At 33.0% G+C, this 22,323-nt stretch carries 25 protein-coding genes; 20 read left to right on the plus strand and 5 right to left on the minus strand.

Going from position 1 to position 22,323, the window contains the following annotated elements:
* Positions 1–502 precede the first annotated feature (502 nt).
* On the plus strand, positions 503–1,228 hold the full coding sequence (locus D4A81_RS01785; protein WP_111523941.1) for a metallophosphoesterase family protein: 726 nt from the start codon (positions 503–505) through the stop codon (positions 1,226–1,228).
* Positions 1,229–1,324: 96 nt separating this feature from the next.
* Complete coding sequence (locus tag D4A81_RS01790) at positions 1,325–1,525, plus strand: hypothetical protein (protein ID WP_111523942.1); 201 nt, start codon at positions 1,325–1,327, stop codon at positions 1,523–1,525.
* Between the two features lie 260 nt (positions 1,526–1,785).
* Here D4A81_RS01790 and D4A81_RS01795 read toward each other — a convergent pair whose 3' ends face one another.
* The gene (locus tag D4A81_RS01795) at positions 1,786–1,923 is read right to left on the minus strand and encodes a hypothetical protein (protein ID WP_243111791.1); all 138 of its coding nucleotides are present in this window, start codon (positions 1,921–1,923) and stop codon (positions 1,786–1,788) included.
* A gap of 425 nt (positions 1,924–2,348) precedes the next feature.
* Here D4A81_RS01795 and D4A81_RS01800 point away from each other — a divergent pair, with 425 nt between their 5' ends.
* From D4A81_RS01800 to D4A81_RS01840, 9 genes are all read left to right on the plus strand, one after another.
* Positions 2,349–3,791: an ATP-binding protein gene (locus D4A81_RS01800; protein WP_111523943.1), complete on the plus strand. Its 1,443-nt coding sequence runs from the start codon at positions 2,349–2,351 to the stop codon at positions 3,789–3,791.
* A 243-nt stretch (positions 3,792–4,034) separates the two neighbouring features.
* Positions 4,035–4,643, plus strand: coding sequence for a TetR/AcrR family transcriptional regulator (locus tag D4A81_RS01805; protein ID WP_111523944.1), 609 nt, complete (start codon positions 4,035–4,037; stop codon positions 4,641–4,643).
* Positions 4,630–6,384, plus strand: a complete 1,755-nt coding sequence (locus D4A81_RS01810; protein WP_111523945.1) for an ABC transporter ATP-binding protein — start codon at positions 4,630–4,632, stop codon at positions 6,382–6,384. The genes D4A81_RS01805 and D4A81_RS01810 overlap by 14 nt, the downstream gene beginning before the upstream one ends.
* Complete coding sequence (locus D4A81_RS01815) at positions 6,368–8,089, plus strand: ABC transporter ATP-binding protein (RefSeq protein ID WP_009663908.1); 1,722 nt, start codon at positions 6,368–6,370, stop codon at positions 8,087–8,089. Before D4A81_RS01810 ends, D4A81_RS01815 begins: the two co-directional genes overlap by 17 nt.
* Before the next feature lie 9 nt (positions 8,090–8,098).
* Complete coding sequence (locus D4A81_RS01820) at positions 8,099–8,680, plus strand: MptD family putative ECF transporter S component (protein WP_111523946.1); 582 nt, start codon at positions 8,099–8,101, stop codon at positions 8,678–8,680.
* 20 nt (positions 8,681–8,700) lie between these two features.
* Entirely contained in the window at positions 8,701–9,282 is a 582-nt protein-coding gene (locus D4A81_RS01825; RefSeq protein WP_111523947.1) for an MptD family putative ECF transporter S component, read from the plus strand.
* Positions 9,282–9,974 (plus strand): energy-coupling factor transporter transmembrane component T family protein, encoded by a 693-nt coding sequence (locus D4A81_RS01830; RefSeq protein ID WP_111523948.1) that lies wholly within the window; start codon positions 9,282–9,284, stop codon positions 9,972–9,974. Before D4A81_RS01825 ends, D4A81_RS01830 begins: the two co-directional genes overlap by 1 nt.
* Positions 9,962–11,371 carry an ABC transporter ATP-binding protein gene (locus tag D4A81_RS01835; protein ID WP_111523949.1) on the plus strand — a complete coding sequence of 470 codons (1,410 nt, stop codon included), beginning with the start codon at positions 9,962–9,964 and terminating at the stop codon, positions 11,369–11,371. Before D4A81_RS01830 ends, D4A81_RS01835 begins: the two co-directional genes overlap by 13 nt.
* A 64-nt stretch (positions 11,372–11,435) precedes the next feature.
* Positions 11,436–11,615 carry a DUF6440 family protein gene (locus tag D4A81_RS01840; RefSeq protein WP_111523978.1) on the plus strand — a complete coding sequence of 60 codons (180 nt, stop codon included), beginning with the start codon at positions 11,436–11,438 and terminating at the stop codon, positions 11,613–11,615.
* Positions 11,616–11,660: 45 nt separating this feature from the next.
* On the opposite strand, the gene D4A81_RS01845 is transcribed toward D4A81_RS01840, so the two are convergent.
* Positions 11,661–12,686, minus strand: coding sequence for a hypothetical protein (locus D4A81_RS01845; RefSeq protein ID WP_111523950.1), 1,026 nt, complete (start codon positions 12,684–12,686; stop codon positions 11,661–11,663).
* A 12-nt stretch (positions 12,687–12,698) separates the two neighbouring features.
* Positions 12,699–13,724, minus strand: a complete 1,026-nt coding sequence (locus D4A81_RS01850) for a hypothetical protein (protein ID WP_111523951.1) — start codon at positions 13,722–13,724, stop codon at positions 12,699–12,701.
* Between the two features lie 92 nt (positions 13,725–13,816).
* Between D4A81_RS01850 and D4A81_RS01855 the strand changes: the two genes are divergently transcribed.
* The 7 genes from D4A81_RS01855 (at position 13,817) to D4A81_RS01875 (ending at position 17,813) form a co-directional block, all read left to right on the plus strand.
* Positions 13,817–14,200, plus strand: coding sequence for a hypothetical protein (locus D4A81_RS01855; RefSeq protein WP_111523952.1), 384 nt, complete (start codon positions 13,817–13,819; stop codon positions 14,198–14,200).
* A gap of 267 nt (positions 14,201–14,467) precedes the next feature.
* Positions 14,468–14,605: a hypothetical protein gene (locus D4A81_RS13375; protein WP_242977544.1), complete on the plus strand. Its 138-nt coding sequence runs from the start codon at positions 14,468–14,470 to the stop codon at positions 14,603–14,605.
* A 9-nt stretch (positions 14,606–14,614) separates the two neighbouring features.
* On the plus strand, positions 14,615–14,800 hold the full coding sequence (locus D4A81_RS13380; RefSeq protein ID WP_242977546.1) for a hypothetical protein: 186 nt from the start codon (positions 14,615–14,617) through the stop codon (positions 14,798–14,800).
* The gene (locus D4A81_RS01860) at positions 14,801–15,475 is read left to right on the plus strand and encodes a Panacea domain-containing protein (protein WP_242977547.1); all 675 of its coding nucleotides are present in this window, start codon (positions 14,801–14,803) and stop codon (positions 15,473–15,475) included.
* A gap of 120 nt (positions 15,476–15,595) precedes the next feature.
* Positions 15,596–15,937 (plus strand): hypothetical protein, encoded by a 342-nt coding sequence (locus D4A81_RS01865; protein WP_111523953.1) that lies wholly within the window; start codon positions 15,596–15,598, stop codon positions 15,935–15,937.
* A gap of 29 nt (positions 15,938–15,966) precedes the next feature.
* The gene (locus D4A81_RS01870; RefSeq protein WP_111523954.1) at positions 15,967–17,355 is read left to right on the plus strand and encodes an aldehyde dehydrogenase family protein; all 1,389 of its coding nucleotides are present in this window, start codon (positions 15,967–15,969) and stop codon (positions 17,353–17,355) included.
* Positions 17,356–17,381: 26 nt separating this feature from the next.
* Positions 17,382–17,813 (plus strand): hypothetical protein, encoded by a 432-nt coding sequence (locus D4A81_RS01875; protein WP_111523955.1) that lies wholly within the window; start codon positions 17,382–17,384, stop codon positions 17,811–17,813.
* A gap of 88 nt (positions 17,814–17,901) precedes the next feature.
* Here the strand turns inward: D4A81_RS01875 and D4A81_RS01880 are convergent, their stop codons facing one another.
* Positions 17,902–19,575 (minus strand): hypothetical protein, encoded by a 1,674-nt coding sequence (locus D4A81_RS01880; RefSeq protein ID WP_111523956.1) that lies wholly within the window; start codon positions 19,573–19,575, stop codon positions 17,902–17,904.
* 165 nt (positions 19,576–19,740) lie between these two features.
* Between D4A81_RS01880 and D4A81_RS01885 the strand changes: the two genes are divergently transcribed.
* Positions 19,741–20,187 carry a hypothetical protein gene (locus tag D4A81_RS01885; RefSeq protein ID WP_111523957.1) on the plus strand — a complete coding sequence of 149 codons (447 nt, stop codon included), beginning with the start codon at positions 19,741–19,743 and terminating at the stop codon, positions 20,185–20,187.
* Positions 20,188–20,215: 28 nt separating this feature from the next.
* Here the strand turns inward: D4A81_RS01885 and D4A81_RS01890 are convergent, their stop codons facing one another.
* The gene (locus D4A81_RS01890; protein WP_111523958.1) at positions 20,216–21,238 is read right to left on the minus strand and encodes a hypothetical protein; all 1,023 of its coding nucleotides are present in this window, start codon (positions 21,236–21,238) and stop codon (positions 20,216–20,218) included.
* Between the two features lie 198 nt (positions 21,239–21,436).
* Here D4A81_RS01890 and D4A81_RS01895 point away from each other — a divergent pair, with 198 nt between their 5' ends.
* Positions 21,437–22,261 (plus strand): DUF364 domain-containing protein, encoded by an 825-nt coding sequence (locus D4A81_RS01895; protein ID WP_111523959.1) that lies wholly within the window; start codon positions 21,437–21,439, stop codon positions 22,259–22,261.
* The last annotated feature ends 62 nt before the right edge of the window (positions 22,262–22,323 follow it).

The following is a 22,323-nucleotide window of genomic DNA, read 5'->3' on the forward strand; positions in this document are numbered from 1 at the left end:
AAAACCCCTCTTGTTTTATTTCATACATTATATTTCACTACAATTTATATTACAATAGAATATATGGAAAATAATTTCCTGTAGGAAATTACTTGAAGTTTTCTTTGCGAAAAAAGAAATTAATTTCAAACTTCAAGAATAAAGATTGTTAAAAAAAACTTATAGACTTATATACTTTCTGATTAATACATGATATAATAAGTGTAGCCTTTATATATTCTTTATAAAACTTCTAAAATTTCTTATTTAAGATGAGTTTCTACTATAATAATGTGTTTTTATTCAATAAGCTTATGGTTTAAGATTTATCAGTGGGAAAGAGTGTGATTGTGAAAATGAGAGAATACTCTTCAATAATCGTATTAGAATGTCTAATAGAACATATTTCTTATACTTTTCAAAATCCGAATTGGATTAGCTTCCGGTTAATAAAAAGAAAAGATGAATAGTATTATACTGGTGAACTGACAGAAAAATTATATATTTGTTTGAGGGGGTGTAAGTGAGAGATGCTATTTTAGCTGTAACTGGTGATACACATGGTGAAAAAAACAGATTCCTCAATCCTAAAGAACAGGCGAACAAGCATCTAAAAAAAGGTGACTATTTGTTTATTTGTGGAGATTTTGGATACATATTTAATAATACCTGTAAAGAGAGAGAGTTTCTAGAATTTCTTGCCAATGAAATACCATATACTATATGCTTTTGTGATGGGAACCATGAAAATTTTGAAATATTAAACTCATATGATATTTCAATATGGAATGGTGGTAAAGTACATATAATTAAAAGCGACAATTCAGGGCTGCCCAAGATAATACATTTAATGAGAGGCCAAGTATATGAGATAGAGGGTAGAAAGATATTTGTATTTGGTGGTGGCTATAGTATTGATAAGGCAATGAGAACTGAAGGGAAAAGCTGGTGGAAGCAGGAGATGCCAAACGAAATAGAAAAAAATGAGGCAATAGAGAATCTTGAAGCAGCAAATTGGAGTGTGGATTATATAATTACGCACACCGCACCTGAAGATACAATGTCTATTTTTAATTTGGGAAATACTAATGAAAAGCCATTAAATAATTTTTTAGAGTATTTAAGAGAAAGAACAACATATTTACATTGGTATATAGGGCATCTTCATAGAGATGAGAATGTATGGAGAGGACAAACGGTTCTGTGGTATTTGGTGCGTAATATGGATAATAATATGGTATTGGATTGATGTAATTATATGAAAAGATTGTAGAACTGACATGGAAGAAGTCTATAAATAATTAGAGTAGATATTTAAATTTAATAAAAATAAGGAGTAATAAATATGAATAGAGTAGATGTTGTTATAAAGGATAGTTTATTTAAAAAAGTAGATTTAGAAGTTGATAGATGTGCCGCATATAGAGATGATGTAGAAGATAGAATATATATATACATGGATCAATTATTTGCACAGGAAAATGGGATGATGAATATTACCTTAGGGTTAAAGCAAACTTATGTGACGAAAATGGTGATATTGTAGAGATACATTATGATTTTGATGATAAACAATTTTATAAGATCGGGTATGATACATTTGAGATTAGTAGTTATAAATTAGATGGTAAAAGAGAAATTAAATATGTTGAATTATACCCAAAAATCAAACAGAAATCTTCAGACTGATAGAGGCAATTGAAAATAATTTGTATTTCAGCCACAATTAAGCTGGAAGATGATGTCAAGCATAAATGATTATGTCCCAAAATAATTAATTTATAAGCCCCCACAAAGGGGCTTTTATTATGCACTTTTTATGTCTTCTTCAATTCTGTGTGGCTGTGAGTGTGCGAATTTATTAAAGGCATCCAATCTCCAAGGATGGTTCATAGGCGGTATATAAGGCTTTCTAGGCTTTGGCTGTTTGTAGTCAGCGTCCAAGTCCTTAGATTTATGCTCATGAGCCGGTGCTACTAAGTTAGCTTGTATCTGTGATAATTCCTTTTTTGATGTTGCAGCTTCCTTCTTGGCTTTTAGAGTTTACTTAATGCGTCTACGCTTAGCTTTTGTAGCCTTTGGAGATAGAATGTACTCTGACTCCAAAATACTCATTATAGAGGAAGAAGAGATGCTTATGCCTTCATGCTTTTTTCATCCATTGATAAAATAACCTTTCTGATAAGTCAGTTCCTCCTAGTGTTAGAATATACAAAATAGTATTCTACCATAAGTGGGACATTTTTATTTGTGGTATACTAGGACTTTATCATTTATGGCTTATAGAAGTTTGTTTGAAGTAATATTGAAGTTGACTTTGAAGTAATATTGAAGTAACATTGAAGTAGTTCAAACAAGGAGTGTGGAATATGTTTTTGGAGGAGATAACAGGTGATATAAAGCCGGAAAGTGATAAGCTTGAGTGTAAAGAAGTTTTAAACAGAGAAGATGTTGTTGGTTGGCTTAAAAGCATTGCCGGATTTGCAAATGCATCAGGTGGGGATTTCTATATCGGAGTTGAGGATAAGACGAATAAACTGATAGGTTTTGACAGGAAAGCAGCTGATAATGAAAGAAATTATTTTAATAATCAGGTAAATGAGCATTTGACACCAAGACCACAAATGAAAATTTCGTTTTTGAGTTATGAGATGCGTGGAAATGAACGATTTATAATAAAGGTTAGTATAGAGGAATCTAATATAAAGCCCGTAATTCTAAAATATAAAAATATTCCGGCTATTTTTATGAGGCGTGACGGATTTACGAATGGAGCAACTTATGAAGAAATCATAGATATGAGTGTAAGAAGTAAAAATACACAATATGATATCTTAATATCTGACATTAAATATAATCCTGAAAATTTTTCAATGCTTAGAGAGTTCTATAAGAAATATAATAATGGTAAGACTTTGAAAGATAAGGCATTACAGTCATTAGGATTTTTTAATGAAGAAGATTATTTGTCTAACGGTGCAGTTTTATTTCAAGATGATTATAAGGGTAACAAAACCGATGTACAGTGCTCCGTATTTTCCGGATCAAATAGGGGAAGCGACAGAGTCGTTACCATTAATCGCTTTAAAGGGAATGTAATAGCGAGTATAAGTTATATTATTGACTTTGTAAATCAAAGAATGAATCATAGTATTATAAAGCTGGATGAAGGTAGGGTAGATATTGATTCATATCCGGCAAGAGCCCTATTTGAAGGTGTAATAAATGCAATTGCTCATAGAGATTATTATCTGGACGGAACACAAATTCAAGTCGATATGTTTAAGGACAGATTGGAAATATCATCACCCGGAGGTTTTTACAGAGGTGATAAATTTGGAAAAACGTATGATTTATCTAAAATTATTTCAAAGAGAAGAAATGAAGTAATATCAGGAGTTTTAGTTTTATGTAATGTAATGGAGGCGGCAGGTACAGGCTTTGATAAGATAGTAGAGGAGTATAAGTCGGCGGATGAAGCACATAAGCCGTATATTTATTCAAAGTCCGATCACTTTACATTAGTATTGCCGGATTTAACATATGATAGAGGTATTGAAAATAATGATGTACCGAATATTAGCTTTCAGCCTGTTCCGCAAGGGACGGAGCTTGATAAAAAGGTACTGTCATTTTGTTATCATAGAGCACATAAGGTTTCTGAGATAGTGGAATACTTGGGAATCAGTGATTCAACATATTTTAGAAAGAAAGTTTTGGCTAATCTTGAAAAAAACGGGTATTTAGAAAAGAGTAAGTTATCAAGAGCGGCGTTTTATAAGACAAATCATAGCATGGTAAGTATTGAATGATGTAGTTTAATATAAGATTATTTATTGAAAGTTAGTCCGGGATAGCTCCGGGCTGATTTTTTTATTCATTTTGATATATAAGTATATTATATTTTTAGCGGAATAATATTTTACACTTGCTCTAAAGCGAGGATTTATGCTTTTTTAAATAAAATAAATATACAAATAACCTCTTGTTAGCAAAACCTAACTATGGTATAATAACTTTACCGACGATAACGTCGGTAAAAGAGGAGGTACTATATGGCTGCTGCGAAGAGGCTTAGTGAGGCTGAAAGAAAAAAAGAAATTATGGATTCAGCCACAAAAGTAATTGCCGCAAAGGGCTTAGGAAAGGCAACTATGGAAGACATCATCGCGGGAACAACTTTATCAAAAGGAGGAGTGTATCACTACTATGGGAACGTAAAAGAAATCTTTAAAGACATTATGATAAGCGGGATTGATTACAGAAACAATATCATTAAGGAGCATTTGGTTGAATGTGAAAAGGGTGGTGAGAGTAAGTTTATGGCAAAACAGTTGGTTGATAAAGTCATAGACAACAATCCTTTAACGCCTCTTTATGTTGAGTTTTTGATAGAGAAAAAAAGAAATCCCGAACTGAATAATATTATGGAAGAGCTTCAAGAACAGACAAAGGAAAGATTTAAAGCGATATGGAGTAATGACTCAGGATGGTTGTTTGATCCTCAAATTTTTCAGTTTGTTACCGATTTTATGAATGCTCTGATACTGGCTTCGGATGTACTGGATGCAAGAGAAAATTTCAAAAAGAACAGACAGCATTTGGAAGCAATATTTACTTACTTATTTGAACAAGTAAAGGAGAAAATGGATGGGAGTTTATAAGAAATTATTCAGATATGTGCCGAATGAAAAATATATCGGATATATGACAATCATAGTATCAAGTATTTCGGCATTCCTGGTGGTTTATGGATATTATTACATGTTTTTACTTCTAAAAGAAGCGGTAGTAAAGGGAAATTATGAAAATGCAGGATATTATTCTACAAGGATAGTTATCTGTTTAACTATAAGTGCAGTAATGTATTTGGTATCCGGCATTGTTTCACATAAGCTGGCATTTAGACTTGAAACAAATCTACGAAAAAGAGGAATTGAAGGACTTACAGATGCAAGCTTTCGATTTTTCGATCTGCATTCCTCAGGATATATAAGAAAAACTATAGATGATAATGCTGCAAAGACACATATGGCGGTAGCTCATATGTTGCCGGATAATTCACAGGCATTTTTGGTACCGATTTTTGCCTTTATACTGGCATTTGCCATAAGTCTTAGAGTGGGAATCGTTATTATAGTTTTATCTGTTGTAAGCGGACTCATATTGATGGGAATGATGGGCAATAAAGATTTTATGAAGCTTTATCAGACTTCACTTGACAAACTGAGTTCTGAAACTGTGGAGTATATCAGAGGCATACAGGTAATAAAGATATTCGGTTCAAAACTTAAATCCTTTAAGGCATTGCATGATTCTATTATGGAGTATTCAAAATACGCTTATGATTATTCTCTGTCTTGTAAAACACCCTATGTCATATATCAGCTGATATTTTTAGGATTGATTGCCATTATCAGCATTCCGCTCAGCTTCTTTTTGACCGGTATAAAAGATCCTAAATTTATGGCTGTAGAGCTTATTATGATCTTTTTCTTAAGCGGTGTAATAATGGTCTCTTTTATGAAAATAATGTGGGCAAGCATGAATATCTATAATGCAAATTTTGCCATTGACAGTTTGGAAGAATTATATGAAAAGATGCAGGAGGACAAACTCACATATGGAAATAGAGAGCATTTTGACAATTTCAATATTGAATTTGAAAATGTGAGCTTTTCATATGGGGATAAAAAGGTTCTGGAAAACTTATCATTTTCATTAGAAGAGAAAAAAACTTATGCCTTAGTAGGGCATTCAGGTTCAGGAAAGTCAACTATTGCAAAGCTTTTGTCAGGATTTTATAAGGTTGATAAGGGGGCAATAAAAATAGGTGGATATCCTCTTTCGGAATATACAAAGGAGGCAATCATAAAGAATATCTCGTTTGTATTCCAAGACAGCAAACTGTTTAAAAAATCTATATATGATAATGTAGCATTGGCTGATGAAAATGCAGGTAGAGATAAAGTAATGAAGGCTCTCAGTCTTGCAGGTTGTGATGAAATTATTGAAAAGTTTAAAGACAGGGAAAATACAATTATAGGTTCAAAGGGGGTGTATCTTTCAGGAGGTGAAAAGCAAAGAATCGCTATTGCAAGGGCTATTTTGAAAAATTCACCTATTGTAATTATGGATGAAGCGAGTGCGGCAATTGATGCAGATAATGAATATGAATTACAAAAAGCATTTAAAAATTTAATGCAGGATAAGACTGTTATAATGATTGCCCATAGGATGACAAGTATCAGAAATGTAGATGAAATAATAGTTTTGGAAAAGGGAAATGTAATAGAGCGAGGAGATAATGATTCATTAGTAAAAACCGGAGGGTTATACAGTAGACTCCTCGGTCTTTACGAAACTGCAAATGATTGGAGGGTGTCAAATGAAAAACTACTATAAGAAAAGATATGCTCTCTCAGAACAGGGTGCAAAAAATCTTACAAAAGCAACGATATATTGTTTTTTGACATATTGTATCAACCTTGGTCCGATGTTTATTTTAATGGGACTTATTAATCAGTTGGTCTTGGGAAATGTATCAAGCACCTTGCAGTATATTGTTATGGCAATACTTACTCTTGTTTTTATGTATATTTTATTATCAGAAGAATATGTAAGCCTTTATAATTCCACCTATAAAGAATCGGCAAATTTGAGAAAGGGAATAGCAGAGAATCTGGCACAGCTTCCGCTGGCTTATTTTTCAAAGCACGATCTTTCCGACCTTTCACAAACGATAATGTCTGATGTGGAAAGGGTAGAGCATTCTATGAGCCATTCCATACCCAAGGTTGTGGCTATGTGGTTATTCTTCCCTCTGATGGGACTTATTATGCTTATTGGAAACTGGAAGCTTGGACTTGCAGCAATTATTCCCACTCTTTTAAGCTTTATGATCAATCCTTTGGCAAAACAGAAGGAAGTTTCAGAGTACAGCAGGTACTTTAATGTGTTAAGAGATAATTCAGAGCTTTTTCAAGAAACAATAGAGTTACAACAAGAGATAAGCAGCTTTAATCAAGCCGACAAGGTGAAGAAAAACCTGTATAAAAAAATGGAGGAGAGCGAGAGGATACATCTTAATGTAGAGATAGTTCCAATGCTGGCGGTAGGTATATCTTCATCTCTCTCATATATAAGCCTTGCAGTAGTATTGGCTGTCGGAATACAGTTACTTATTCACAATGAGATCAGCCTCTTATATCTGATAGGATACCTGATAGGAGCAATAAAGGTTAAAGAACTTTTTGATGTTTCAAGGGAAGGAATGACCGAAATGTCATATATTGAACCTGCAATTGTAAGAATAAAGGAGATAAAAAATGCAGCGCTTCAAGAGGGTAAAGATACAGACCTTTCAAGCTACGATATAGAATTTAAAAACGTTTCATTTGCTTATAATAAAGATGCAAAGGTATTAAAAGATGTGAGTTTTACGGCAAAGCAGGGTGAGGTTACAGCTTTGGTAGGTATATCGGGTTCCGGTAAAACTTCCGTACTAAGACTTATATCAAGGCTGTATGACTATGATACCGGAAGTATCTTAATAGACGGAAAGGATATCAAAAATATATCTACAGAATCATTGTTTAAGAATGTCTCAATAGTATTTCAGGATGTGACCTTGTTTAATACAAGCATTATGGAAAATATTCGTTTAGGCAGGGAGAGTGCAACAGATGAGGAAGTAAAGGAAGCGGCTAGGCTTGCAAACTGTATGGACTTTATCGAAAAATTGCCGGATGGATTTAATACTCTGATTGGAGAAAATGGTGCTGAATTATCAGGTGGAGAAAGACAGAGAATTTCTATTGCAAGAGCATTTCTAAAGGATGCACCTGTTTTGATATTGGATGAGATATCGGCAAGCCTTGATGTGGACAATGAAAAGAAGATACAGGACAGTTTAAATAAGCTTATCAAGGACAAAACGGTTATTATTATTTCTCACAGATTAAAATCAATAGAAAATGTTAATAAGATTGTGGTAATAGATGAGGGAGTTGTTGAGACATCAGGAAATCATGATGAGCTTATAAAAGATTCAAAGGTATATAAAAACTTGATCGAAAAGACAAAATTAGCGGAAGCATTTAATTATTAGGGGGAAGATATGAAAGAGCAAAAGCTGAAAATAAAGGATCTGGTGACTATAGGTGTATTTGCTGTTATATATTTTGTAGTTACTTTTGCCGTTGGAATGATTGGAGTTATTCCGATTTTGTTCCTGATATATCCTACAATACTGGGAATTGTAAGCGGAACTGTTGTTATGTTATTTATGGCTAAAGTACAAAAACCTTGGGCATTGTTTATTTTCGGAATGCTGTCACCTCTTATTATGCTTGTGGGAGGCCATACCTATGTAATTGTACTTCATGCATTTGCAGTAATGATTATAGCCGAGTTGATAAGAAGAATCGGTCATTATAATTCATTTAAATACAATATGCTTTCATTCGCAATATTTAATACTTGGATTTGCGGTTCACTTATGCAAATGTTATGGGCAAGGGAGAAATACATTGAGTTATCTATGATGATGGGCAAGGAGTATGTAGATATTTTGATAAAACTTATTACTTATCAGCATATGGCTTTGGTTTATCTTGGTGCTATAATCGGAGGACTTATAGGAGCAAATATCGGAAGAATATTACTAAAAAAACATTTTATAAAAGCAGGTATAGTTTGATGTATTATTAGGAGGGAAATATGAAAGAGCAAAAGCTGAAAATAAAGGATCTTGTCACTATCGGTGTATTTGCAGTTATATATGTGGTGATTATATTTGCTTTGGGAATGATAGGATTTTTACCTGTTTTATATCTGGTATATCCTGCACTACTCGGTATTGTAAGCGGAACTGTTATTATGTTGTTTATGGCAAAGGTACAAAAACCTTGGGCGGTGCTGATACTTGGAATGCTTACATCTGTTTTTATGATGGTAGAAGGAAATACCTATTTACTTATTATACATTCATTCGTGGTGATGCTTATAGCCGAGTTAATAAGAAGAGTAGGTAACTACAATTCATTTAAATACAATATGCTTTCATTTGCAATATTTAATACCTGGATCTGCGGTTCACTTATGCAAATGTTATGGGCTAGAGAAAAATATATTGAAATAGCAATGGTTATGGGTGAGGATTATGTGAATGCTTTGATAAAGCTTGTCACATATCCCAATATGGCATTGGTCTATCTGGGTGCTATATTAGGCGGACTTATAGGAGCGAATATAGGAAGAATATTACTTAAAAAACATTTTATAAAGGCAGGTATAATTTGATGTATTACATCAATGACAAAAGACTAAATCCAAATCCTATAACCAAGTTTTTTGTTGTAGTGTTACTTGGGTTTACTGTAGTACATTCTATAAATCAATATTTGGAAATAGCTGCTGTATTAGTGATATCTATTATGTACCTTATTAATGGATTTAGAAGAGAGGCAATAAAAAATATACTGGTATTTGGCGTATTGTTCTTTGTACCGAGTTTTAGTGCTTTGGCAAAGCTTCCCATATTTATACTGATGATGCTTTCATTATTTGCCCTATGTCGTATGTTTTATCTTCCATTTGCAGCAGGTGAATTTATGATTAAGACTTCTGATGTCGGAAGTATTATCTCATCAATGGATGCTTTAAAAATACCAAAGGAAGTTTCTGTACCTATAGCCGTAATGTTCAGGTTCTTCCCTTCATTTGCCGAGGAGAAAAATAACATTATGATGGCAATGAGAATAAGGGGAGTAGAAACAAAAAATCCTGTTAAATATCTTGAATATATTGCTGTACCCCTGCTTATTATTTCATCAAATATTGCAGATGATATTGCAAAGGCTGCGGAAACAAAATGCATTGCCAATCCTGTAAAGAAAACAAGGTACATAAAAGTAAAAATTCATTTGATCGATTTTATTTATGCTTTAACAATGACAATTATAGTGGTAGGAGGTCTTATATGCTTACATTAGAGAATCTGTCACTGTTTTACGAACAGGATAAAAAAGTACTTGATGATATCAACTTAATCGTAGCGGACGGTGAATGTGTACTTCTTACGGGAGAGAGCGGAAGCGGAAAATCTTCTATTATAAATTCTATAAACGGTCTGGCTTTTGAATATGAAAATGCCAAATTTAGCGGCAGCGTAAAGGTTAACAATAAAGATTTAAAGGGAATGGAGCTTTATGAAATATCTCTGATGATATCCAGCGTTTTCCAAAACCCAAAGACACATTTTTTCAATGTGGATACAACACTTGAACTGTTATTTTATCTTGAAAATATAGGGCTTAGTAAACAGGAAATGGAAAACCGTATGGAATATATGCTAAAGCTCTTTCCCATAAAGCACTTGCTCGGGCGTAGTATATTTGATCTTTCAGGTGGCGAAAAACAGATACTTTGTGTGGCGGCCTGCTATATTTCAGGTTGTAAGATAATAGTACTTGATGAACCTTCATCAAATCTGGATGATAAATATATTGATATATTAAAGGAAATGCTACAGATACTAAAGAATAAGGGAATTACACTTATCATTGCAGAGCATAGAATCTATTATTTGACGGATTTGGCAGATCGAATTATTCTTGTCAGAAAGGGAGAGCTTTTTAAGGAGCTTACAAAAGATGAACTGTTAAACTCTGAAAAGCAACTTGGACTTCGCTCTGCGATAAAAACAGTATTGAAAGCTCAAAATAAGTCGGTTGGAAATGATTTAAATATTAAAAAACTCGAGTACAACTTTAAAGACGGTTCGGGGTTAAAGATAGAAGATATTTCGTTTGGTCTTGGAAATATTTACGGTATTATCGGAAAAAACGGCTGCGGTAAATCCACATTTATAAGAGTAATGACAGGCCTTGATGATAAGGGAAAGAGTGAGATAACATTTGACGGGAAAATTCTAAACAAAAAAGACAGACTGAAAAATTCATCTTTGGTTATGCAGGATGTAAATCATCAGCTTTTCACAGATTCTGTAGAGGAAGAAATAAAACTTGGGGTTAAGGATTTGTCACAGGATAGATTAGATAAGGTTCTATTTGGTCTTGAACTTACAGAATTAAAGGACAGACATCCTATGAGCCTTTCAGGTGGACAAAAACAAAGAGTGGCCATTGCTTCAGTTCTATGCAAAAACTCAAGATTTATATTTTTTGATGAGCCCACAAGCGGTATGGATTATAAAAATATGATAAGAATTTCAAAGCTGATAAAGGAGATGAGTACTAAAGATAATATTATATTTATTGTTTCCCACGACAATGAATTTTTAAATGAAACCGCAGACAGTATACTTTGCCTTGAGGAATTTAAGATCCCGGCATCCAAAAATGAAAGTAATAGAATCATTTATTATTAAACAAAACTTTAAAAACTGTAGTTTAATATATGATATAATCAAAGAAAACATTGGAGGATACTTTATGGATCGTTTCAAGAAAGTTTATAGACAGGGAGTATTAGAAGTACTTGAAGTCTGGGTTGATACGGAGACAGGTGTAAACTATTTGTTTAAGGCAAACGGATATGCAGGAGGTCTGACAGCTTTACTGGATAAAGACGGAAAGCCTGTAATCACATACAATGGTAAAGAAGAATTGTAAATAAAAACTGTAGCGGAAGGATAGCTTCTACTACAGTTTTTATGTCTATTCCCATATTGTATGCTGTGCTCTCACACCATATTTATCAGGTTTATAAAGTGAATCAAAATTAGCTTCCACACTGTATCTTTTCCATATAACATAGTCGGAAGGCTGAATTTTAAGTGTAAATGAAATATCATTCCTTACTTCTTCATATTCAATCGGATGTAGTGAAAAAATATCCGTCAAATCTCTTTCTCTAAAGTCATCTATACTCAGTTTAGACAGGTCGGTATTATTAAATTTAACTTCTGATAAAGCTTCACTGTTTGCCGGAATCCTGTAATAAGTTATTGTACAGTTTTTTAGTTTATCGCTATCTTTTAATGTAGGAGTAACACTTACAAAACCGTAGGATTTATCATCACGAAATATTTCCAAAAGTTCACCATAATAAAAGTGGTCATTACGATTGTTTACTATTTCGCTGTCTGCAGACTTTTCCGAGAAGTAAAAGCCGTCAGACAAAAGAGTGGATGCCTTTGTTTCGCCGACAATTATATTGCTTTTATCTATTTGTACTACGACCGGCTTTTCGGGAAAACCTATCATAGATACAAAGAGAGTAAGAGTAAAAAGTGAAATAAACAGTCCGGCTATAACAGCATTTGAAGCTGAGTAGAGTCGAAATATTTTATTTTTATGATTGCTTATAAGTCCTAAGATAAGCTGAAGGAGATGATAAATTATCAAGCTTATTACTGCAAGTCCAAGCTGAAATTTTAAACATCTATAAAGTGATAAGGTAAAATTATTTGTCATATAAAACATAATGCCTATGCAGGAGATATTTGCCAAAACATACACTAAGAAAAATAATAATGCAGCTTTTAGTGCAGCAGATTCGGTAATATCATCATAGTCTATATGTATTCTACCTTGAAAGCCCTGTCCGATTTTGTACATCCATTTTGGGACTTCCTTTCCGGTAGTTACTGCAATTACCAGCCTTAAAAACATATAGATTGTTAACATAAAGCATAGTAAAACCAAAAGACCAAAAATTAATGCGAATATAGTAAATCCCATTTTATTCCTCCATTATTCCCAAATAGTATGCTGTGCCATTACACCATAATGGTGTACTGAGTTATTTTCAAAAAAATCCGCCTCAATGCTATAACTTTTCCACAGTGAGTACCCTACAGTTTGCAGTTTTAAGGTATACAAAGGACTGCGTTTATACTGATGATAATTATAAGGCTTTAGTGAAAAAATATCAGCCAGATCGCTGTTTTCAAAATCCTGAATGCTCAATGATGATAGATCTGTATCATTAAATTTTACCTGAGATAAAACCTCACTGTCACCCGGTATCTCATAATATGTTATGGTACAATTTTCAAGTTTATCTGAATTTTTAAATGTAGGAGTAATACTCATAAATCCATAAGATTTTCCGTCACGAAGCAACTCTACAAGCTCGCCATAGTGAAGTTGGCTGTTTCGTTTATTTACAATTTCACTGTCTGCATCTTTACCGTAAAACTCAAAGCCGTCTGCTAAAAGAGAGGAGGCTTTTGTTTCGCCTATTACCACAGTGCTGTTATCTATTTGTATATCTAGAGGTCTTTCAGGAAGTCCCACCCTAAGCATCCATAGAGTATATACAAGTGCAGTAACAAATATACCTGCCATTACAGCGTTTGTCGGTGAGTAGAGTGGCCTGTAAATTCCCAATATATGAGATACAAAAAATAAAATCAGTTTTACTATAAAGTAGAATAACATTGCTATCAAAACAACTACTGCCTGCAAGCCAACACATATATAAAATGCTTTCTTGGAATTTTGTGTTTGATAATACATTACAAAATAGAAAAAAATATTGGCTAAAATAAAACAAAGGATAAAAAAATTGGTATCCCACAATGCTGCAGGTTCTGTAAAATCCTCGTAATTGATATTGATTTTACTTTTAAATCCTTGCCCAATCTTGTACATCCAATTTGGAACTTCAGTATTTGTTCTCACAGCTGTTACAAGTTTTACATACATATAAACTGTAAACATAAGAAGCACCAATATAAGAATACCGAGCGCTATTGAAACTATAAAAAAGGCCATTGTAGCTCCCCTTTTCAAATTAAAAGTTGTATACTTATATTATATCATTTTGTTGTAAAATTTACGATATTTAATACTTTTATGGGGGGAATATGGCTGTTTCATATTTTATCTATGTGACGGATAAAGAAAATACTGATTTTAATTTAGAGAAGTTTAATAATGACATTAAACAAAGATTTCCTAAAGTCGGTATTTCGGTAAAGGATGATGAGGACTGCCGGTACAATATTTGTTGGGAAGACTACGAGGATGAGTATGAGTTTGAACTTTGGATGCTTAAGGATAGAAGTGTATTCATGATAAATTATTTCAACTCAAAGAACAGGCTCTATGATTATGCAGAGTTTATAAAATGGCTCAGAAGCTACTTCCCTTATGAAAAGGAAGTTTTATTATGTGATGAGGGATATAGTAAAACTATTGTATTAAGTGAGGTAGTAGAGATAGAGGATATTTTGGAGATACTGGAGTAGGGGGGATATAAGGTGTAAGACATATATCATTGTTACATGTTAGATAAGTAAAAGGTATTTTTATAAGTATATAAGGTTAAAACACAATTAATGATAGGATATTGACAAAAAGCAATCACATATGTATCTTGATTATATAATTTAAAAATCATATTCTCCGGGGGATAATGTATTGAATATAGAACTGTTTTGTGATTGTTATTTCATTCCATGAGCAGAAGTATCCGCTTACATACTATTTCAAGTAATAATTTGGAGGTGACTATTTTGTCAAATGAGAGAAGAGATTTCTGTATCGAGTGTAGGAGAGAGAAGGAATACATTTTACAAAAGAAGGATATTATAAAAAATATAAAGGATAAGGATTATAATTTTTCAATTACTGTTGCCATATGTACAGAATGAGGTGAGGAAATGAGTGTTCCGGGACTTATGGATAAGAATATTCGAGAAATTGATGAGCAGTATAGGAAAGCAGAGGGATTGGTATCAATTGATGACATCGAAAGATTTATGAAAATTTATAATATAGGAAAAGGACCTCTATCTTTAGCAATCGGATTTGGAGAGATAACTATTTCCAGATATCTGGAAGGATAGGTGTCGTCAAAAGAATATTCGGATATAATTAAATCTGCAATTTCATCACCAGAATATATGAAAAAGAAACTTATTGAAAACAGAGAGCGAATAACAGATACAGCATATAAAAAAGCCTATAATGCAGCTGTAAGTATGGAAAGGTTATTTTCTGTTTCTGATAACATGCTCGGGGTAATAGCATATATTTTTAAAAAGCTGGAAGAGGTAACACCTCTAATGTTGCAGAAACTATTATATTTTACTCAGGGAGTATATTTAGCGTTGTATAGGAAGCCTATATTTGTGGAGGATTGTAGGGCTTGGGTACATGGACCTGTATATCCGGAGGTTTATGAACTGTTTAGAGATTTTAAGTATAATCCTATTGACGATGCACGTTTTGCACTTTTAAGCGGAATGGAAGACACTTTGAAAGATAATGAAAAGAAAGTAATAGAGCTTGTTGTAAATACATTTGGAATATATAGTGGAAAGGTATTGGAGAAGATTACACACAATGAGTCCCCTTGGAAGGAAGCACGAATAGGATATGGTGAAAGTATTCCTTCAAATGAGCTTTTGTCAAAAGATCAAATAATGAATTATTATATTCAGACAAATAATAAATATGGAATAGACACAGAAGATGGCCTGAGTAGATATATCCATGATATGCTGAATAATATATTCTAAAATTAAAAACCTGAGATAGAATATTTTACAGATACATCTGTAAAAGAACTGTGAAAATGTAAAGAAATGGCTTGAAGTGATGCTTAAGTGTAAAAAAATTTAGAATAAGCAGGTGAAAACATGATTACAGGTGTCGACTACATCTTATATACTAATAAAAATAGAGATGCTTTTATAGAAAAAATAAAAGAAAGTATTACGTTTTGGAAAAATCCATATATTGTCATTGATAATGAAGATGAAACAACAGATATTTTTGTTTCTCGAGATGAAGAGATGTTTCAGTTGATGGATGAAAAGGGCTTTTATGTAGATGAACTGTCCGGGGAAGGGCCGTTTTTATTGATTTTTAACAGTGGATATTTATTAAAGGAAAATAGAGTGACTTTGGTGCTTTCTGAAGAAATTTTTGAGTCAAAATTCTCCAAGCTGGTATTCAACACGATTAAATCTATTTTATAATGTGGAAGGACGGAGAGAGGGGGTACATTATGGAGAAAAAAGTAGAATTAAAAGAAATTATAAATAAACAAAGAGATTTCTTTAACACAAATGCAACTAAATCAGTCAAATATAGAATTAAGATATTGCAAAGGTTGAAAGAGGCAATTAGGAACAATGAGGTAGCAATCCTTTCCGCTCTATATAAGGATCTTTTAAAGTCTAAGGCTGAGGCATATATGAGTGAACTGGCAATAGTTTATGCGGAGATAAATGAGGCTTTAAAAAATGTAAGAAAGTGGAGCAGACCGGAGAAGGTAAAAGGAACTATATCTACATTTCCGGCAAAGAATTATATATACTCTGAGCCTTATGGAGTGGTGCTTATTATATCACCTTGGAATTACCCATTCAATTTGGCGATAGCACCGTTGATAGCGGCAATAGCGGCAGGAAATACCGCAATAATCAAATGCTCAAAAGAGAGTGTTTATACTTCAAAAGTCATCAAATATATTATAAATAAAGCGTTTAGTTCAAACTATATTTTCTGTGTGGATGAAGATATAGATTATGATGAGCTTCTGAATCAAAGATATGATTATATATTCTTTACAGGAAGTCAAAGAGTAGGAAAGATTGTAATGAATATAGCGAGCAATAAGCTTATACCGATTTCTTTGGAGCTTGGTGGAAAGAGCCCTTGTATTATAGATGAGACTGCAGATATAAAACTTGCTGCAAGGCGAGTACTGTGGGGGAAACTGCTTAATGCCGGACAGACCTGTGTGTCTGTTGATTATGTGTTAATACATAGCAGTGTTAAGGACAGATTTATAAAGTATTTGCAGAAAGAACTAAAGAAAAGATATCCTAATGCATTAAATAATGATACTTATCCAAGAATAATAAATGAGTATCATTATAAAAGACTGATGAATCTAATAAAATCAGAGGAGAATATAATAGGTGGCAGAGGTGATGATGTAGTTCATAGATTAGAGCCTACTATTTTACCTGATGTGGATTTTGACCATGAGATTATGAAAGAGGAGATATTCGGGCCACTGCTTCCAATCATAGAATATGACGATATCAATAATGTAATACGGATAATAAAAGAACATGAGAAGCCTTTGGCATGCTATGTATTTACAAGGGATGAAGATACAGCAAAGCATATTATAAATAGCATTTCATACGGTGGTGGATGCATAAATGATGTTATACTGCAAGTATCAAATCATTATATGCCATTTGGAGGAGTAGGAAGTAGTGGAGTGGGTTCGTATCATGGGAAGTTCGGATTCGATACATTCAGCCATAAAAAGAGTATTGTTTGGAGTAAAACAATGATTGATTTACCCATCAGGTATGCACCATTTAACCAACTAAAATTTAGAATATTGAAGAAAATATTAGAATCATTTAGTGATTGAAAAAATTATAAAACCGGAGATAAAATATGGCTTATACCAAGGAAAACTTTGAAGAATGGATAATTCTTATAGACTCTAAAATGGAGTGTTTTACAGATTCATTTGCAAAAGAAAACAATTTAAAACTTGACTACAGCATAGAGTCACTGGACGAGATTGAAAATTGGATTCTAGGTAATTACAGTGAGATAAAGAATTTGATAAATGATACGAAGACCTTAGACTATTTGACAGTATACATAGGTGAGACTTTCAGGAAACATATTGGTGGAGAGTGGTTTATAGATTTGAAAAATAAAAAGAATGCATATTATTCTATGCCTGTTTTGACAAGCCCCGATTACATAGGAGAGAGCTATATAGCACCGATGACATTTGCAACTGCATGTATCAACAGAAAAAAGGGCAATTATATAAGCACTATACTGAAAAACTGTTTGGAAGATATGGGAAAGTAGGGTATGATACCTTAGAAGATGTATTACTACCGGAGCCTTACGTGATCCACATGGGTTGCGTCAGACTCCGGCAGTATTTATATCTTTATTATCTGAATATAGTGCTAAATGAACTTGTATTATTTTTCACAAAGCTCTTTACATCACTATCTATATCTTTAAGTTCTCCATTTAAATATTGTTTTAAAGTACCTGTTCCTTTAGTTTCGTCATAATCAGTTAAAAAATAAATTTTTTCTAATTTATTACGATATGAATGATATCCATTATAATCTTTTACATTTTTTGCAATTACAGTATCCCGACCGTTTTCCCAAATATGATAAGTATCATTATCATCTTCATATGAAGTTTGTGAAAGAGTATCAGTGTATATGATATAAGTCTCAGTACCATTATTTTCCAAATGTGCCGGAGAATAATATTTGCCTACATTTTCATTGATAATGTTTTTATCCAGGAATAAAGAACAATAGTCATTCCCTTTGATTTCTGCTAAATACAACAAATCATCATTTTCCGCTTTAGAGTCTTGTGAATAAGCAAAATCTACAAAATAATTTATATTTTCATTTACAAGCTCAATTTCACCTTTTGTATTTCCTTCTAAAGCGACTTTCCAAAGCTTCTTATTTTCTTCAGAGAAAAAATACCAATATTTTGATTTAGAAGGGTGTGCTTCTTTTAGTCTGTATATGTCGTCACTATCTTCTATATCTTCATACTCTCCCAGTGTTTCACCATTCTGTACTACTTTTAGAATAATTTTGTCCTCAGAGTTTTTTTCTGTATATGCCAGAAAATTTTCTTTTATATTAAATCTTACAAATTTTACAAATGAATCACTGACTAATTCCTCATTGCCGTTAAAGTCAAATCTATAGAGGGATGTTGGTTCATCAGCTTTTGACGCATAGATGACTTTATCAGAAGAATAAGTAACTTCATTATATGGTTCGTCAATACCTTTTACTATTTCTTTTGAGTTTCCATCTTCCAACTTATATATTGTATTATCCTTAAAATAGCATATTGAATCAAGCTCAAAAGAATAATTGAAAGAATTTATATTAAAATCTGAATATACTGTGTTATTACCTGTATATATATCGATTAAATATACATTCATCAATTTTTCTTTGTCATAATTGCGCTTACCCGGAACAATTAAAAGCTTATCCTGGGCCTTAGAAATAATGTATTTTATTTCCTCTTCGCCCTCTTCTTTAAAGAGACTAACTGCTTTACCACCCTTATATAAAAACAGCTCTTTATTTGAAATATAGAGTATATCACCATTTTTTAAGGCTGAATGTACTGTAACATTGTCAGCTACTTTGGTTCGCTCTGTAGGTGTTTTAGATGCTGATATATATAGAGTATAGGTTTCACCGTCATAATCTGAAAAGGAACAAAATTGATCTAAGTTTTTGTTATATCCTTTTATAGAAAATTCCCCCATAACACTTCCATTAGTTGTACAAGGTCCAAGATCTATAATTTCAGAGTTATCATAGCGAGCCATATATAGATTGTCTCCCTTTATGTAAAGAGAAAAATTATTGGAATCGGATACAGTTGTATTATCACTAGTATCAGAATTAGATACATCCTGCTCCTCGCTACTATTAGAATCAGTATTCTCGCCTGATACTTCAGTAGGCTTTTTAGCAGATGAACAGGCTGATGTAAATATAGCAAAAAGACATATAGCTAAAAAACATAAAATACCTACAAGTTTTGATGAAAGTTTTTTTGACATAAATTATACCTCCGTGAATTTTGATATAATTTTACTATATATTTGTATAAAAATCGATTCACAATTTTGACAAAATCATTTGAAGATTTTAAGTTCAGAAAGTATACTTGCCTTGATATAATGTATCTATATAATAAAAGTATGTTGTAAAAGAATGGAGAAAAAATGGCTTATACGAAAGAAAACTTTGAAGAATGGATTATTCTTATAGATTTTAAGATGGAATATTTTACAGATAAATTTGCAAAAGAAAATAATTTAAAACTGGACTACAGCATAGGGTCACTTGATGAGGTTGAAAAATGGATTCTCACTAATTACAGTGAGATAAAGGACTTGACAAATGATGCTGAAAACTTAGACTACTTGACTGTATATATAGGTGAGACTTTCAGGAAGCATATAGGTGGAGAATGGTTTATAGATTTAAAAAATAAAAAGAATGCATACTATTCCATGCCTGTTTTGACAAGTCCTGATTACATAGGAGAACTATACAAAGCTCCAATGACATATGCGACTGCATGTATAAATAGGAAAAGGGGAGATTATATCAGCACTATACTAAAAAACTGTATGGAAAATATGAATCATAAGAAATCAGACCTATAACAAGGAAAGCTTTTTAAGCTTTCCCGTTTTATTCCCATATAGTATGCTGTGCCATTACAGTGTAGTTTGAGATACTGTTATCAGAGTTAAAATCAGCTTCTATACGATAGCGTTTCCAAAGAGAATAGTCATGAGTTTGCAATGTAAGTACAAAGTAATAAGGGCCTTTCATCTCATCATAAACTATCGGATGCAGTGAAAAAATATCTATCAAATCTTTATTTTCAAAGTCACTTAGCTCCAGATCCGACAGAGTTATATTGTTAAACTTCACAGCAGATAAATCTGTATCATTGGGTGTAGCCTTAAATGATGTTATAGTACAATTTTTAAGCTCATCCAAGTCCTTCCATGTCGGTGTAACACACACATGACCAAAAGATTTATCACCAAGATACAATTCCAAATATTCTCCATAGTAAAAGTGGTCACTTCGTGTATTTATAATCTCACTGTCTGCATTTTTGTCTTTAAAGGTAAAGCCGTTATCAAGAAGCACGGATGCTTTTGTTGAACCGATAATCACATTAGTTCCTGCTATCTGTACATTTACAGGCTTTGCCGGAATACCTGCTATAGATATAAAAAAAGTAAATGCAAATGAGGCGAAAAACATAAGTACATCCAGTGCATTGGTAGTGGAGTAAGAATATTTCGTACGGTATGTGGGTATCAAAAAACGTATAATTGGTCTGGTAATTCCGGAAAGTATTATCGCAGCTATAATTATAGCAAACTGCATTTGTAAACAGGAAAAAATTGCTTTTCCCATATTGTGTAATTTGAAATAATTTACAACGGTAACTATTATATTAACTAAAATAATACACAGCATAAAAACGCTAGCCTCTATAAGTGCAGGTTTATCCGTGATATCGTCAAGGTGAACAGGCCTTCTTGTAATCTGGATATGACCTAAAGTATATATCCATTTAGGGAGCTTCTTAAAAGTATAAACAGCTATCAGCAGCCTAAAGTATATAAAAACAGCTAAAATAAAGCATAGCAGTGAAAATATACCAAAGGCTAATGTAGATATAAAAAATCCCATTACATTCACCTCCTTTGAGTATGTAAAAGTATTATAAAATCAAGTATCATTATATCACTTTATATATTGATATTGTAGATGTAAAGGAATAGTATATGGAATAGGGCGGAAATAGATAGTAATTGTGGAAAGCAGCGTAATCTATGGCTAATCACATGGTTATTTGCCAACAGAATTTAAATGGAAAGGAAATAAAGAATGAATATATTATTACAGGAAAGTGCCGATATTTTAAAAGAGTATTTTGGAGAGAGACTGGATAAAATGGTAGTTGAAAGGGCGGTGTTCGGACTGTTCTTTTCAGGAGTAAAATTAAGTACAGGTCATGGCGGTCTTTGTTTTACTCCGGTTAAGGAGATTCCGGAGGCTGTATGCTGTCCAAGTTCCGCAAAGGCTATGCCTTTATCAGGTAAACTAAGCGGTAGGAGTGTAAAGAGCTATTTGGATGATCTTTCACATGAGAATATTCTAAGAAAGACACTGGCTATTGCAACACTTAATGCACTTTCAGCTTGTTACTGGGAGGGAAATAAGAACTTGGAGTATAAAATAGAGATAGATGTAGATTCTTTTGATGTGATGGAGGTTCCCAAGGGTAAAAAAAGCGTTGTAATAGGTGCTTTGGTACCGATGCTTAAAAAGCTGCTTGCAGCAGATGCAGATTTTAAAGTTCTGGAGATGGATTCACGTACTCTAAAGGGCAAGGAGCTGGAGCATTTTGCACCTTCAAAGGATGCCAATGTGTATCTTCCGGATTCAGATCTTGATGTTATTACAGGTGTTACTATCCTTAATGATACATTACCCGATTTACTGGCTATGTGTAAGCCCGGTGCAGATATTTTGGTTACAGGTCCTACAGCCGGAATGATACCGGATGCATTCTTTAAAAGAGGCGTAACGGTAATGGGTGGTATCTTGGTGACTAAACCTGATGAGCTTCTTGATGTTATAAGCGAGGGAGGCTCAGGTTATCATTTCTTTGGGAAGAGTGCGGAAAGAATCGTGATCAGAAATGGATGACAAATATTCCTTTGTATAATATTTATAAAATTGGAGAATACGTAGATAAATAGAAATGAGGA

This window comes from Lachnoanaerobaculum umeaense, from assembly GCF_003589745.1.
In the GTDB taxonomy this organism is placed as follows: domain Bacteria; phylum Bacillota; class Clostridia; order Lachnospirales; family Lachnospiraceae; genus Lachnoanaerobaculum; species Lachnoanaerobaculum umeaense.

What these genes read in the sequence shown, in the direction of transcription:
- D4A81_RS01790 (WP_111523942.1), top strand. Translation starts at nt 1,325, where the DNA reads ATGAATAGAGTAGATGTTGTTATAAAGGATAGTTTATTTAAAAAAGTA.
- D4A81_RS01800 (WP_111523943.1), top strand. Translation starts at nt 2,349, where the DNA reads ATGTTTTTGGAGGAGATAACAGGTGATATAAAGCCGGAAAGTGATAAG.
- D4A81_RS01805 (WP_111523944.1), top strand. Translation starts at nt 4,035, where the DNA reads ATGGCTGCTGCGAAGAGGCTTAGTGAGGCTGAAAGAAAAAAAGAAATT.
- D4A81_RS01810 (WP_111523945.1), top strand. Translation starts at nt 4,630, where the DNA reads ATGGGAGTTTATAAGAAATTATTCAGATATGTGCCGAATGAAAAATAT.
- D4A81_RS01815 (WP_009663908.1), top strand. Translation starts at nt 6,368, where the DNA reads ATGAAAAACTACTATAAGAAAAGATATGCTCTCTCAGAACAGGGTGCA.
- D4A81_RS01820 (WP_111523946.1), top strand. Translation starts at nt 8,099, where the DNA reads ATGAAAGAGCAAAAGCTGAAAATAAAGGATCTGGTGACTATAGGTGTA.
- D4A81_RS01825 (WP_111523947.1), top strand. Translation starts at nt 8,701, where the DNA reads ATGAAAGAGCAAAAGCTGAAAATAAAGGATCTTGTCACTATCGGTGTA.
- D4A81_RS01830 (WP_111523948.1), top strand. Translation starts at nt 9,282, where the DNA reads ATGTATTACATCAATGACAAAAGACTAAATCCAAATCCTATAACCAAG.
- D4A81_RS01835 (WP_111523949.1), top strand. Translation starts at nt 9,962, where the DNA reads ATGCTTACATTAGAGAATCTGTCACTGTTTTACGAACAGGATAAAAAA.
- D4A81_RS01840 (WP_111523978.1), top strand. Translation starts at nt 11,436, where the DNA reads ATGGATCGTTTCAAGAAAGTTTATAGACAGGGAGTATTAGAAGTACTT.
- D4A81_RS01845 (WP_111523950.1), bottom strand. Translation starts at nt 12,686, where the DNA reads ATGGGATTTACTATATTCGCATTAATTTTTGGTCTTTTGGTTTTACTA.
- D4A81_RS01850 (WP_111523951.1), bottom strand. Translation starts at nt 13,724, where the DNA reads ATGGCCTTTTTTATAGTTTCAATAGCGCTCGGTATTCTTATATTGGTG.
- D4A81_RS01855 (WP_111523952.1), top strand. Translation starts at nt 13,817, where the DNA reads ATGGCTGTTTCATATTTTATCTATGTGACGGATAAAGAAAATACTGAT.
- D4A81_RS13380 (WP_242977546.1), top strand. Translation starts at nt 14,615, where the DNA reads ATGAGTGTTCCGGGACTTATGGATAAGAATATTCGAGAAATTGATGAG.
- D4A81_RS01865 (WP_111523953.1), top strand. Translation starts at nt 15,596, where the DNA reads ATGATTACAGGTGTCGACTACATCTTATATACTAATAAAAATAGAGAT.
- D4A81_RS01870 (WP_111523954.1), top strand. Translation starts at nt 15,967, where the DNA reads ATGGAGAAAAAAGTAGAATTAAAAGAAATTATAAATAAACAAAGAGAT.
- D4A81_RS01875 (WP_111523955.1), top strand. Translation starts at nt 17,382, where the DNA reads ATGGCTTATACCAAGGAAAACTTTGAAGAATGGATAATTCTTATAGAC.
- D4A81_RS01880 (WP_111523956.1), bottom strand. Translation starts at nt 19,575, where the DNA reads ATGTCAAAAAAACTTTCATCAAAACTTGTAGGTATTTTATGTTTTTTA.
- D4A81_RS01885 (WP_111523957.1), top strand. Translation starts at nt 19,741, where the DNA reads ATGGCTTATACGAAAGAAAACTTTGAAGAATGGATTATTCTTATAGAT.
- D4A81_RS01890 (WP_111523958.1), bottom strand. Translation starts at nt 21,238, where the DNA reads ATGGGATTTTTTATATCTACATTAGCCTTTGGTATATTTTCACTGCTA.
- D4A81_RS01895 (WP_111523959.1), top strand. Translation starts at nt 21,437, where the DNA reads ATGAATATATTATTACAGGAAAGTGCCGATATTTTAAAAGAGTATTTT.